Source organism: Brevundimonas sp. (assembly GCF_036402095.1).
Classification (GTDB): Bacteria; Pseudomonadota; Alphaproteobacteria; order Caulobacterales; family Caulobacteraceae; genus Brevundimonas.
In genome coordinates this window covers 1-12,036 of record NZ_DASWTO010000183.1, presented here as the reverse complement: position 1 = coordinate 12,036, position 12,036 = coordinate 1, and the positions used below count along the sequence as shown (strand labels likewise).

11 protein-coding genes are annotated in these 12,036 nt (G+C 70.7%); 7 read left to right on the top strand and 4 right to left on the bottom strand.

The features are described from left to right. A partial coding sequence (locus VGD32_RS12230; RefSeq protein ID WP_331032161.1) for an HAD family hydrolase occupies nucleotides 1-672 on the bottom strand: 672 nt, incomplete at its 3' end. A 122-nt stretch (nucleotides 673-794) separates the two neighbouring features. After that, nucleotides 795-3,119, bottom strand: coding sequence for a PAS domain-containing sensor histidine kinase (locus VGD32_RS12225; protein WP_331032160.1), 2,325 nt, complete (start codon nucleotides 3,117-3,119; stop codon nucleotides 795-797). A gap of 206 nt (nucleotides 3,120-3,325) precedes the next feature. Between VGD32_RS12225 and VGD32_RS12220 the strand changes: the two genes are divergently transcribed. The 4 genes from VGD32_RS12220 to VGD32_RS12205 all read left to right on the top strand — a co-directional run bounded on the left by VGD32_RS12220 (nucleotide 3,326) and on the right by VGD32_RS12205 (nucleotide 6,826). Then, complete coding sequence (locus tag VGD32_RS12220; RefSeq protein WP_331032159.1) at nucleotides 3,326-3,736, top strand: metallopeptidase family protein; 411 nt, start codon at nucleotides 3,326-3,328, stop codon at nucleotides 3,734-3,736. Nucleotides 3,737-4,259: 523 nt separating this feature from the next. Further along, the gene (rlmN, locus tag VGD32_RS12215; protein WP_331032158.1) at nucleotides 4,260-5,435 is read left to right on the top strand and encodes a 23S rRNA (adenine(2503)-C(2))-methyltransferase RlmN; all 1,176 of its coding nucleotides are present in this window, start codon (nucleotides 4,260-4,262) and stop codon (nucleotides 5,433-5,435) included. Between the two features lie 118 nt (nucleotides 5,436-5,553). Continuing rightward, on the top strand, nucleotides 5,554-5,997 hold the full coding sequence (locus VGD32_RS12210) for a DUF350 domain-containing protein (RefSeq protein WP_331032157.1): 444 nt from the start codon (nucleotides 5,554-5,556) through the stop codon (nucleotides 5,995-5,997). 4 nt (nucleotides 5,998-6,001) lie between these two features. Continuing rightward, nucleotides 6,002-6,826 carry a serine protease gene (locus VGD32_RS12205; RefSeq protein ID WP_331032156.1) on the top strand — a complete coding sequence of 275 codons (825 nt, stop codon included), beginning with the start codon at nucleotides 6,002-6,004 and terminating at the stop codon, nucleotides 6,824-6,826. Between the two features lie 3 nt (nucleotides 6,827-6,829). On the opposite strand, the gene VGD32_RS12200 is transcribed toward VGD32_RS12205, so the two are convergent. Together VGD32_RS12200 and VGD32_RS12195 are read right to left on the bottom strand one after the other, a co-directional pair. Then, nucleotides 6,830-9,715 carry a pitrilysin family protein gene (locus VGD32_RS12200; RefSeq protein WP_331032155.1) on the bottom strand — a complete coding sequence of 962 codons (2,886 nt, stop codon included), beginning with the start codon at nucleotides 9,713-9,715 and terminating at the stop codon, nucleotides 6,830-6,832. 94 nt (nucleotides 9,716-9,809) lie between these two features. Further along, nucleotides 9,810-10,697, bottom strand: coding sequence for a hydrogen peroxide-inducible genes activator (locus VGD32_RS12195; RefSeq protein WP_331032154.1), 888 nt, complete (start codon nucleotides 10,695-10,697; stop codon nucleotides 9,810-9,812). 131 nt (nucleotides 10,698-10,828) lie between these two features. On the opposite strand from VGD32_RS12195, the gene def reads away from it, so the two are divergent. From def to VGD32_RS12180, 3 genes are all read left to right on the top strand, one after another. After that, nucleotides 10,829-11,413 (top strand): peptide deformylase, encoded by a 585-nt coding sequence (gene def, locus VGD32_RS12190; protein WP_331032153.1) that lies wholly within the window; start codon nucleotides 10,829-10,831, stop codon nucleotides 11,411-11,413. Then, nucleotides 11,413-11,640, top strand: coding sequence for a hypothetical protein (locus VGD32_RS12185; RefSeq protein ID WP_331032152.1), 228 nt, complete (start codon nucleotides 11,413-11,415; stop codon nucleotides 11,638-11,640). Before def ends, VGD32_RS12185 begins: the two co-directional genes overlap by 1 nt. Nucleotides 11,641-11,726: 86 nt before the next feature. Then, nucleotides 11,727-12,036, top strand: a 310-nt coding sequence (locus tag VGD32_RS12180) for a class I SAM-dependent methyltransferase (protein WP_331032151.1), incomplete at its 3' end; no start/stop codon positions are given.

Sequence of the window (12,036 nt, the reverse complement as noted above, 5' to 3'; positions counted from 1 at the left end):
GATCGAGAAGCCGCCCTTGGTGTGCATCATCTTCATGGTCGGCACGTCGGTGTCGCCGTCGCCGAGGAAGATCATCCGCTCGAACGGCACCGGCCGGTCGTCGTCGGCCATGAAGCGGTTGATCTTCTCGTGCTCCCAGTGGTTCAGCACCCCCTTGTTGATGCGGAACAGGTACTGGGTCTTGGTCGTGTAGTTGACGCCGACGGCTGGCCAGATCGCCACGCCATGTTCGTCGTAGACGAATTTCGATGCGAACACGTGCCGGAACTCCGGCCGGATCGGGCAGCCGTCGATCATCTCCTCCAGCCCGGCGGAGATGATGTAGTGCTCGATCTCCAGTCCGTATTTCGCGCCGACCTCGTTGATCCGCTCGAACCAGCCCCGGCCCGTCAGGTCCGACTTCAGCCCGTCGAACAGCTTCACGTCCTCGCCGTGTCCCGCCAGCAGTTCGCGGGTGATCGGGTGGTCGTTCTCCCGCGCCCGCTGCAGCATCAGCTGCATGTACATCAGGATGTTGTCGGCGTCGGCCTCGCGGGTCAGCTTGTCCGCCGCGCCCCAGAAGTCGCCGATCCCCATCCCCACCGACGGGATGAAGGTGACCTCCTGCATATTGCCCCGCGCCAGCGTGCCGTCGAAGTCGTAGATCAGCGCGGTCTTGAGAAGTTTGGCCATGGCGGCGTCCCAGGAAGGTCGTAGGGCTTAGGGGTTAGGGCTTGGTCACGGGATACCGCCCGGCTGCGCCTTTGGACACCCACCCGGCTCTCCCTAATCTCCTAATCCCTAATTCCTAAGCCCTATCCCAACCTCAACTCCGGCGCCGCCGCCACGCTGGTCGCCTCCAGCGGCAGGTGCAGGATGAAGGCGGCGCCCTTGCCGGGCTCGCTCTCAACCTCGGCCCAGCCGCCGTGCAGTTCGACCAGCGCCTTGACCAGGGCCAGGCCGACCCCCGGCCCCCCCCGCTCGCGCTTGACGAAGCGATCGAAGACATGGGCCTGCAGGTGGTAGGGAATGCCCCGTCCGGTGTCCTCGACGCGGATGCGCACCTCGGCCGGCGCCGCCTCGGCGGTCAGCGTCACGGCCCCGCCCTCGGACACCGCCCGGGCGGCGTTGTCGAGCAGATATTCCAGCGCCTGGCCGACTCGCTGGGCGTCGGCGCGGATCGGCTTCAGCGCCGCCGGGCAGGTCACCGTCAGCGTCGCGCCGCGACCCTCGATCCGCTCGCGCACCTTCGCCGCCGCCTCGTCCAGCACGTCGCAGACCCGCACGTCGCCCAGCGTCAGCTCCATCTCGCCGGCGTCGATCTGGGCCATGTCCAGCACGTCGTCGATCGAGCCGGCCAGCTGGCTGGCGGCGACGCGGATGGCGCCCGCGTGCTGGCGGCTGCGCTCGGGCAGGTCGGCCTGGGTCTCGAGCAGTTCGGAATAGCCGACGATGGTGGTCAGCGGCGTTCGCAGCTCGTAGCTGACGCTGCCGACGAACTCGCGCTTCAACGCCGTCGACTCCTCCAGCGCCTGGGCCTTGGCGGCCAGCGCCTGCTCCAGCCCGCGGCGGGCGGTGACGTCGGAGAAGGCCACCAGCGTGGCCCCGTCCGGCAGGGGCCGGGTCTGCCACGAGGCGATGCGGCCGTCGGCCGTCCGCCCCTCGCCCGAGATCGGCACGCGGCTTTCCGGATCGGGATCGGCCACCCGCGCCTTCAGCCCCAGCCACAGGGCCGGGTCGGGCATGGTCTGGTGGCACAGGGCGGCCACGGCGTCGAAGTCGCTGGCCGCGTCCAGCGCCTCGCCGCTGACGCCCCAGAAGGTGTCGAAGGCCTCGTTGTGCAGGCGGATGCGGCCGTCCGATCCGAACACGGCGACGGCGTCGTTCAGCTTGTCCAGCGTCGCCTTCTGCACCTGGATCTGGGCGTTGAACCGGCTGCGCAGCTTCAGCTCGTCGGTGATGTCCGAGAACAGCAGCAGCACCCCGCCCAGCGGGTGCGGCTGGCGCACCACCCGCAGGGTCCGTCCGTCGGGCAGGGACCAGCTGTCGTCCGGGGCGGCTTCGGAGGCGCCGTAGAAGTCCAGCTCGTTGGCCTTCCAGCCGGCGTAGTCGATGACCTCGGGCAGCAGGCGGCGCTGGCGCAGCCGGTCCAGCAGCTCGGCGTGGGTCGGCCGCTCGTCCAGCCAGGCCGGATCGATGTTGAACAGCTGCTGGAAGGCGGTGTTGTGGAAGGCCAGCCGCTTCGACGGGCCGAAGATGGCCACGGCGTCGGCGAGGTGGTTCAGGGTCTCGTCATGGGCCTCGACGTGGCGGCGCAGGGTGTCGCGCGTCTCCTCCGCCTCGGTCATGTCCAGCGCGAAGGCCAGCACGGCTCCGGCGCCGCCGGGCGCCGGCTCGGCCACGATCCGCCATGCCCGCCGCCGTCCGCCGCCGGTGGTCCAGCGGAATCCTTCCTGCCGCTGATGCAGCCGTCCGGCCTCGGCCACGATGGCGTCGGCGCCCCGGTCGAAGCTCAGTCCCTTCTCGCGCGCCGCGTCGAGGCTCTCGGCCTTCATCTCGGCCAGCCACGCCTTGTTGGCCCAGGCCAGCCGCCCGGCCGCGTCGGTGATCCAGGTCGGGGCCGGATAGGCGTCGGCCAGCAGGCCCAGGCCGCTCTCCGCCGCCGTGCCGACCAGGCCCAGCCGCGACAGCCGCAGCCAGGCCGCCCCGGCCGACGACCGGCCCTCCACGGCCCAGGCGCCGCCCGTCCCGTCCAGCACGGCGTCGAAGGGCTCGCCCTGATCAATCAGGGCGTCCAGCCGCGGGCCCGCCGACGCCCGGACGGCGTCCAGCACCACCAGCGCCGGATCGATCTCGGGCCATTCCTTGCCGGCCAGTTCGCGGGTGATGGCGTCCCAGGCCGCCGGGGCGCCGAGCCGCCGCGTCTGACCGTCGGGCGTCAGGGCCAGCCGGGCGTCCTCGAACGCCGCCAGCGCGCCGTCCCGGTCGGCCAGCGCGGCCCGGGCGGCGGACAGCTCGGCCTCGGCGGCCTCGGCCCGCTCGGCCAGCCGACCGCGCAGCCGCGCCGCCCAGGCGCTGAGCGCCAGCGCCAGCCCCGCGGCGCCTGCGGTGGCGACATAGGCGATGTCGGCCTCGGCCATTTGGTCAGATCAGCTCCCACGCCCTGATTCGGTAACCATACCTGATGGGGGGCGAGGGTCGAGGGATCAGGCAGCAGGCAACAGGCAACAGGCAACAGGCAACAGGCAACAGGCAACAGGAAGAGGGCGGCCCCGCCAGTGCCCAACTGCGCCGCACGTCACCTGCTGCCTGTTGCCTGCTGCCTGTTGCCTCTACGTTGCCGGCCATGCCCTCCACCTGGACCTCCCAACCCGCCCCCTCCCTCGACGACTTCGCCCGGCTGGCCCGCGAGGCCTTCGACGCCCTGCCCGAGCCGTTCCGTTCGCTGGCGGGGGAGGTGGTCATCCGCGTCGACGACTTCGCCGACGACGACACCCTGGCGATGATGGAGATGGAGGATCCGTTCGAGCTGACCGGCCTCTATCACGGCGTCGACATCGGCCGCCGCGAAGGTCTCGGCCCCGCCCCCGAGGCGTCGCGCATCTTCCTCTATCGCCGGCCGATCCTCGACGAATGGTGCGAGCGCGGCGACGTCGGCCTCGACGAGATCATCGCCCACGTCCTCATCCACGAGATCGGCCACCACTTCGGTCTCGACGACGACCAGATCCACGCCATCGAGGACGAGGCGGAGTGAGACGGCGCTTCCTTCTCCCCCTGGGGGAGAAGGTGCCCAGGAGGGGCGGATGAGGGGTCGGTCTGCTCCGGACCCGCTGTCAGCCGGACCACCGCCTACATCCCCCTCATCCAGGCGGCTCCGCCGCCCACCTTCTCCCCCGGAGGGGAGAAGGACAGGAAATGCTGCGCTGCAAATCCGCCGCCGGCCATCACACTTTCCCGGACGAACCATGGCGATTCCAACGCCTTGCGAAATTGTCAGCGTCATGAACCCGCCCGAGGAGACGACGGGCGCATAATGTCCGGGTTTCCGTCGCCGTGGTCTTTGACAATCACATCCCTCGAACCGCCGCCCGCAGGCGGTTTCACCAGATGACGATGCCGACTCCGCCGACTCTGCACCCCGTGTCCTCCACGACGACCTTGCCGACTCTGCCGAGTCCGCCCCGCGTTTTTTGAGTCGGCGCCCCTGGCCGGCCCCGCCTTAAAACCAGCCCGATCTGTGGTATAAGGCGCGCCTCCCGCCACCCAAGGATGTTCCCTTGAGCCTCACGCTCGACCTTTCGCGCACGTCAACGCCCGCCCCGGCGGCGCCCGTCAACCTGTCCGGTCTGACGCGCGCCGAACTGCGTCAGGCGCTGATCGACGCGGAGGTCTGCCCGCCCGAGAAGGCGAAGATGCGCGCGGCGCAGATCTGGGGCTGGATCCACCACTACGGCGTCACCGACTTCGCCGCCATGACCAATGTGGCGAAGGACACCCAGGCGAAGCTGGCCGAAGCCTTCACCCTCGCCCGGCCGGAGATCGTCGAGCGTCAGGTGTCGAAGGACGGCACCCGCAAATGGCTGATCCGCACCGCGCCGGGCATCGAGATCGAGACCGTCTACATCCCCGACGTCGGCCGCGCCGGGGCCCTGTGCGTGTCGTCCCAGGTCGGCTGCACGCTCAACTGCACCTTCTGCCACACCGGCACCCAGAAGCTGGTCCGCAACCTGACCGCCGCCGAGATCGTGGCCCAGGTCCAGGTCGCCCGCGACGACCTCGGCGAATGGCCCTCGCCCAAGGAAGACCGCCGCCTGTCGAACATCGTCTTCATGGGCATGGGCGAGCCGCTCTACAATCTGGACCATGTGTCGAACGCCATCGACATCATCTCCGACAATGAGGGCATCGCCCTGTCGCGGCGCCGGATCACCGTCTCGACCTCCGGCGTGGTGCCGCAGCTGGACGCGCTCGGCGCCCGCACCCAGGCCATGCTGGCGATTAGCCTGCACGCCACCAACGATGCCCTGCGCGACGTGCTGGTGCCGCTGAACAAGAAATATCCGCTCGACCAGCTGATGGCCGCGATCCGGGCCTATCCGGGCCTCTCCAACGCCCGCCGCGTGACCTTCGAATACGTCATGCTGAAGGGCGTCAACGACAGCCCCGAAGAGGCTCGCGCCCTGTTGTCGCTGATCAAGGGCATCCCGGCCAAGATCAACCTGATCCCGTTCAATCCGTGGCCCGGCACGGACTACGAATGCTCGGACTGGAAGACCATCGAGCGCTTCGCCGCCATCCTCAACAAGGCCGGCTACGCCTCGCCGATCCGCACCCCCCGCGGCCGCGACATCCTCGCCGCCTGCGGCCAGCTCAAGTCGGAAAGCGAAAAGGTCCGCGCCAGCGTCCGCCGCGCCGAACAGGCCGCCGCCGCCGGCGCCGTCGAGGCGGCCTGACCCGCCCTCTCCGACCGGCGGCTCTGTAACATTTCCTCATCAACTGTGGCCGCGCCGCGCTTGCGGATTGGGGCGGGAATGGGGCACAGCCTCGGCTGTGTCAGCCGCCCGGACCGTCATGGACTCCTCCTCCCTCGCCACCGTGCTCGAAAGCCCGGAAGTCCAGGCCTTCGCCTCGGGCTTCCCGACGACCCTGGCCCATCTGGGGGTGACGCTCGGCCTGCTGGCCCTCGGCGCGATCATCTACGCCCTGCTGACGCCGTGGAAGGAGATCGCCCTGATCCGCGAGGGCAACGCCGCCGCCGCCGTGGCCTTCGCCGGGGTGCTGGTCGGTCTCGCCATCCCGCTGGCGGTCAGCCTGAGCGTCTCGACCTCGGTCCGCGACATCCTCATCTGGGGCGTGGCCACCGTGGTCATCCAGCTGCTCGCCTTCCGCATCGTCGACCTGCTGCTGAGCGGCCTGCCGCAACGCATCCGCGAAGGCGAGATCTCCGCCGCCGTCCTGCTCGTCGGGGCCAAGCTGTCGACGGCCCTGATCCTCGCCGCCGCCCTGACCGGCTGAGGCCATGGCCCGTCCGCCCGACTGGGTGATCTACACCCTCGTCCTCGCCGCCCTGGTCGGCCTGTCCCTCGGTCAGCGCGAGAACGCCGACGCCCCGCCCGCCCCGCCGCCGCCGGACGAGATGGAGGGCGCCCTGCTCGGGCCGATCACGCCCTTCGACCCGGCCGTCACCGTCAACGCTCCCGACATCCCGTTCCAGCCCGCCTCGGGCACCGCCTTCTCGATCGCCGACGAAGGCCGCTGGGTCACCGCGCGCCACGTGGTCGAGGGCTGCCGCCGTCCGGCGATCATGGTCGGCGGCGGCCGGGCGGTCGCCGCCGACGTGCGCCTCGCCCCCCGCGCCGACATCGCGGTGTTGCAGACCGCGGGCGGCCCGGCGGCCATTCCGATCGCCGTCGACGCGTCGCTGCGCACGGGCCAGCGCGCCTTCCATCCCGGCTTTCCGCAGGGCCGCGCCGGCGAGGTCACCTCGCGCCTGCTGGGCCGCGAGACGCTGCGCGTGCGGGGACGCGGCCAGCGCGACGAACCCGTGCTGGCCTGGGCCGAGGTCGGGCGCACCGACCGGCTGGGGGGCACGCTGTCCGGCCTCTCCGGCGCGCCGGTGCTCGACCGTCAGGGCCGCGCCGTCGGCGTGACCATCGCCGAGAGCCCGCGCCGGGGCCGCATCTACACCACCGCGCCCGACACCTTCGGCCCCGCCGTCCGCGGCCTGCAGACGGCCGACGAGCCGCTCACCGGCCGCACCGTCACGGTCGACAACTACGGCCTCGTCGCCGACGACCTGCGCCGCGATCTGCGGGTGGCGCAGGTCGTCTGTCTGTCGACCTGAGCCCTACCTCAGCGCCGCCGAGTCGATGTTCAGATCCGACAGGGGGATCACCTCGACGTTCGGGTATTTCGCCCGCAGCGCCTCAAGGAACTGCGCCGCGTCGCCGACGATGACGAGGCTGGCGTTCGTGGCCGGCAGATGCTCGGCGGCGGCGGCCCGGATCTGCGCCGGGGTGACGCCGTTGACGTCATCGTCGTAGGTGGCCAGATCGGACAACGGCAGGCCGTACAGCGCCAGGTTGGCGACCAGACCGCCGAGGCCGTCGACCGTCTCCAGCGAGCGGCCGAACGCGCCGATCAGGGTGGCCTTGCGCGGCGCCAGCTCGGCCTCGGTCGCGTCCGCCTCGGACAGGCGGGCGATCTCGGCCAGGATGAGTTCGGCCACCTGCGGTACGGCGTCATTGCGCGTCTGGGCCGAGGCCGAGAGCAGGCCCTCGTCCTCGCGCGCGCTGAGGCTGGAGTAGGCGCCGTAGCTGAGACCGCGCTTGATGCGGATTTCCTGGCTCAGCCGGGCCGAGAAGCCGCCGCCCATGACGCCGTTGGCGACCAGCACCGGGAAATAGTCCTCGTCGGTGCGGGCGATGCCGCGCATGGCCGCATAGACCGCCGCCTGGCCCGCGCCGGGCTGGTCGATGACGATGACCCGCGGCGCCGTCGGCGGACCGGCGGGATCCGGAACCCCGGCGCGGGCGGGCCCCGCCTGCCAGTTCCCGAAGGCCTGCTCCGCCAGCGCGTACGCCGCGTCGGGCGTGATGTCGCCGGAGAAGACCAGGGTTGCGTTCGACGGCTGGTACATGCCGCTGTGGAAGGTCACCAGATCGTCCCGCGTGATCGTCGGGATGGTCGACGGGGTGCCCGATCCCGGCACGGCGTAGGGCGCGTTTCCATAGACGGCGCGCGCCGCGGCGAGACCCGCCACCGGCCCCGGTTGCGACAGCTGCACCCTCAGGCCGTTCAGGGTCTGGGTCTGCTCGCGCGCGAGGTCCTCGGCGGTGAAGGCCGGGTTGCGCACGATGTCGGCCATCAGCGCCATGGTCTGCGGGAAGACGTTCGCCGGCGACGAGGCGAAGACGTTGGTGAAGTCCACCCCCGCGCCCGCCCCGATCTCGGCCCCGAGACGCTCGATCTCGGTGGCGATCTCCGGCGCCGTCCGCGTCTCGGTGCCCTGGGTCAGAAGCGAGGCGGTGAAGTTGGCGACCCCCGCCTTGCCGGCTGCGGCGTCGTCGGCCGTGCCGGCGTTGAAGCTCAACCGGGCGGAGACCAGCGGCAGGCCGGGCTTGCGCGCCACCAGCACCCGCATGCCGTTGGCGAGGCGGCGCTCGGCCACCTGCGGCGTCGCCGCCTCCACGGCCGCGCCCGGCTCCGGCAGGGGCGTGCGCTGGCCCTCGGGCAGCAGGGTGACGGGCTCGCCGGCCGGCGCGAGATCGGCCAGGGTCACCGGCGCGGTGAAGGCCTCCTGCACCGGCGAGGCCGGATGCTCGTCGGTGGCCTGCAGGTAGCGCATGGCGATGGCGCGGTCGTCGGTCAGATACTGGCGCGCCACCCGCTGCACGTCCGCGGCGGTGACCCTCTGGATGTTGGGGATGTCGCGGTCGGCCGTGGTCGGGTCGCCGGTCATGATCAGGGCGTAGCCGAGCTGGAAGGCGCGGCCGTCGATGGTCTCCAGCCCGCGCAGCGCCTGCGCCGTCAGCTCGGTCTTGGCCTCGGCCAGTTCCGCCTCGGTGACCGGTTCGTCGCGCAGCCGGGCGACCTCGGCCCTGAGCGCCGCCAGACCCTCGTCGGCCGTCTTGCCTTCGCTCATGATGGCGAAGGTGTTCAGCACCCCGACCTGCTGCTGCTGACTGTTGGAGGAGCTGGCCTGGGTGGCGATCTGCTGGCGATAGACCAGCGACTGGTACAGTCGCGAGCTTTCCCCGGTCGACAGGATGCCGTCCAGCACGTCCAGCGCGGCGCGGTCCGGGTGGTTGTAGGGCACGGTCGGCCAGGTGATCTGCACCATCGGCAGGGGCACGTTGGGTCCGTAGAAGGTCGCCTCACGCGCCGGGCCGAAGCTCTCCGGCACATTGTTCTCCGGCAGCGGCCGGTCGGGGTTGTCGATCCCGGCGAAATAGTGATCGATCCAGCGGTCCAGCTGGGCCTGATCGAAATTCCCCGCCACGATCAGATAGGCGTTGTCGGGCCGGTAGAAGGTCTCGTGGAAGCGCAGCACGTCGTCCATCGTGGCGGCGTCCAGATCGGCGATCGAGCCGATGCCGGGCCTGCGGTACGGGCTGTCCTGATAGATGAAGGCCTGGGAGTGGAGGCGCTGGAACCGTCCATAGGGCGTCGACAGCACGCGCAGCCGGAACTCCTCCTTGACCACGTCGCGCTCGCTCTCGAACGAGGTCTCGTCGACCACCAGCGAGCCCATCCGCTCGGCCTCTGCGAACAGCATCCGCTCGAGGTGCTGGGCCGGCACGGTCTCGAAATAGTTGGTCACGTCCAGCCCGGTCGAGGCGTTGTTCGAGCCGCCGACGTCCTCGGTCAGACGGTCGAACGTCTCCTGCGGCAGGTTCCGCGTCGCCTTGAACATCAGGTGTTCGAACATGTGGGCGAAGCCGGAGCGTCCTTCCGGGTCGTCCTTGGCCCCGACCTTGTACCAGACGTGCACCGTGACGTTCGAGGTCGAGGCGTCGCGCGCCGTATAGACCTTCAGCCCATTCGGGAGGGTCCGCTCGCGGAAGCCGAGCGGCGGCACCACGATGGGCTGGGACGCGGCGGCGGCGGCGGGCGCGGCGGCGGCGGGCGCGGCCATTACGGGAGCGACGCCGGCGGCGGGGGCCGTGGCGCAGGCGGCGGCGCCCAGCATCAGGGCGGCGATCGAGGCGGCGGCGAACAGGCGGGACTTCATGGGGAGGGGCTCCGGGACGCCCGGCGCGTGCGGGCGACGCGACCCTATCAGGGCGAAATCCGGGCGCACCTTACGGAGTCGTAATGCGCCGCCGTCAGTCCAGCCGCAGCGCCTCCGCCAGCAGCCTGGCCTCGGCGGCGCGGCTGGAGCCGGTGCGCCAGGCGACCACGATCTCGCGCCGGGGGGCCTTGGCGGCGATGGGGCGAACGACGACGCCGGGCGTGTCCGCCAGCCCCGCCCGCACCGCCATTTCGGGCAGGAAGCTGACGCCCAGGCCCGAGGAAATCATCTGCACGAGGGTGTGCAGCGAGGTGGCGGCGAAGACGTCGTCCCCCTTGGGCGGGTCGATGTCGAAGGCCGCCAGCGCCTGATCGCGCAGACAGTGGCCGTCTTCCAGCAGGATCAGATCCCCGGCCTTCAGCGAACCCGGCGGGATCGGACCGCTTCCGGCCAAGGGATGGCCGGCCGGCGCGGCGGCGAGGATTTCGTCGTCGCCGATCCGCGCGTGATCCACGCCGGACGCGGAATAGGGCAGGGCGATCACGGCGGCGTCCAGCTGCCCGCCCTTCAGCCCGGCGATCAAGCGCGGCGTCAGGTCCTCGCGGATGAACAGCCGCAGGTCCGGATAGTCGGCCCTGAGCCCCGGCAGCTTGGCCGGCAGCAGGAAGGGCGCGACGGTCGGAATGACGCCGAGGCGGAAACGGCCGGACAGCGGCCGGCCGGCGTTCTTCGCCGCCTCGACCAGATCCTCCGTGCGCGCCAGCACGTCCTCCGCCCGGCGCACGGCCTCGGCCCCGACCGCGGTGAGTTGCACATTGCCGCGGGTGCGTTCGACCACCGGCGCGCCGAGGATGCGCTCAAGCTCCTGGACCCCCGCCGACAGCGCCGGCTGGCTGACGTGCGCCGCCTCGGCCGCGCGGCTGAACGAGGCGTGCTCGGCGAGCAGTTTCAGGTACTGGAGCTGACGCAGGGTGGGGAGCATGGGATCGAGATAGGTCTTTCCTATGTCGAGAGCAACGACAATCGGCCCGTCTTATCGCCTCTCCACCGACATAACCGAGTGCGGCGCTCGGAAATCTTGACGTTCGGGCCCGGTCCGCCTACCTCCCCGCCATGGCCGTCCGTCGCATCCTCACCATAGACACCCCCGCCGATCTGGCGGTGCTGAAGCAGGTTTCCCGGCCGGTCGAAGGGCCGGTGACCGACGAGCTGCGCGCCCTGATGGACGACATGCTGGAGACCATGTACGCGGCGCCGGGCATCGGCCTCGCCGCCGTGCAGATCGGCGACGCGCGCCGGGTCATCGTCATGGACCTGGGTGACCGCGAGGGCGTCGAGGAGCCGGCCGAGGACGCCGCCGACGAGGCCCGCGCCGCCTTCGAGCAGGCCCGCCGCAACCCGCGCTATTTCGTCAATCCCGAGATCGTCTGGGCCTCCGACGAACTGTTCCAGTACGAGGAAGGCTGCCTGTCGGTGCCCGACGTCTACGACGCCGTCGAACGCCCCGCCCGGGTCCGCATCCGCTATCAGGACTACGCCGGCCAAGCCGTCGAGGAAGAGTGCGACGGCCTCTACGCCGTTTGCATCCAGCACGAGATGGATCACCTCGAGGGCGTGCTGTTCATCGACCACCTGTCGCGGCTGAAGCGCGAGCGCGCCGTGGCCAAGGTCAGGAAGGCGGCGAGGCTGGCCGCCTGATGGCCCGCCTCAAGCGCAACCGCGACCGCATCATCGATCCCGCCGGCCGGCGTCGGCTGACCCGCAACGAGAAGGTCGGCGTCGCCAGTCTGATCACCCTGGTCGGCGTCGCCGCCGCCGGCGTGGTGGCCGGCATCCTGCTGGACCGGCTGCTCGACTTCGACGACGCGCTCGACGCCGGCGGCGAATGGGACGAGGGCGGCGGCGTCTTCACGCGCTGGGACTGAGGCTGTTGAACGGCCCTGCGTAGGGTCGAATGACCCTTGGCGACCGCCATGTAGCTAAGCGCGGGGCAACCTGCGATCTTCGCGGGATGCACAAGCCCCTCGCAGTCGGCCCTCACGATGACATCTATGATCCCGCCTTCGTGAAGGGTGTCTTTGACCGCTGTTCGAGATCCTACATCTCGTTCAGTTGGTTCTTTTCATTCGGGTTCACGGAACGATGGCGGAAACAGTGCGTGGAAGCGCTGCGCCTGCCCGCCGGAGGGGCGCCCGTCGGCTATGATCTGATGGCGGGCACGGGCGAGGCCTGGCCGCATCTGTTCCGTCAGCACCCCGGCATCAGCCGGGTGACGGCCGTCGACATCTCGTCCGGCATGCACAAGCTCGCGCTCGAGCGGC

What these genes read in the sequence shown, in the direction of transcription:
- def (WP_331032153.1), top strand. Translation starts at nt 10,829, where the DNA reads ATGGCCGTCCGTCGCATCCTCACCATAGACACCCCCGCCGATCTGGCG.
- VGD32_RS12200 (WP_331032155.1), bottom strand. Translation starts at nt 9,715, where the DNA reads ATGAAGTCCCGCCTGTTCGCCGCCGCCTCGATCGCCGCCCTGATGCTG.
- VGD32_RS12185 (WP_331032152.1), top strand. Translation starts at nt 11,413, where the DNA reads ATGGCCCGCCTCAAGCGCAACCGCGACCGCATCATCGATCCCGCCGGC.
- VGD32_RS12205 (WP_331032156.1), top strand. Translation starts at nt 6,002, where the DNA reads ATGGCCCGTCCGCCCGACTGGGTGATCTACACCCTCGTCCTCGCCGCC.
- VGD32_RS12225 (WP_331032160.1), bottom strand. Translation starts at nt 3,119, where the DNA reads ATGGCCGAGGCCGACATCGCCTATGTCGCCACCGCAGGCGCCGCGGGG.
- VGD32_RS12195 (WP_331032154.1), bottom strand. Translation starts at nt 10,697, where the DNA reads ATGCTCCCCACCCTGCGTCAGCTCCAGTACCTGAAACTGCTCGCCGAG.
- VGD32_RS12210 (WP_331032157.1), top strand. Translation starts at nt 5,554, where the DNA reads ATGGACTCCTCCTCCCTCGCCACCGTGCTCGAAAGCCCGGAAGTCCAG.
- VGD32_RS12220 (WP_331032159.1), top strand. Translation starts at nt 3,326, where the DNA reads ATGCCCTCCACCTGGACCTCCCAACCCGCCCCCTCCCTCGACGACTTC.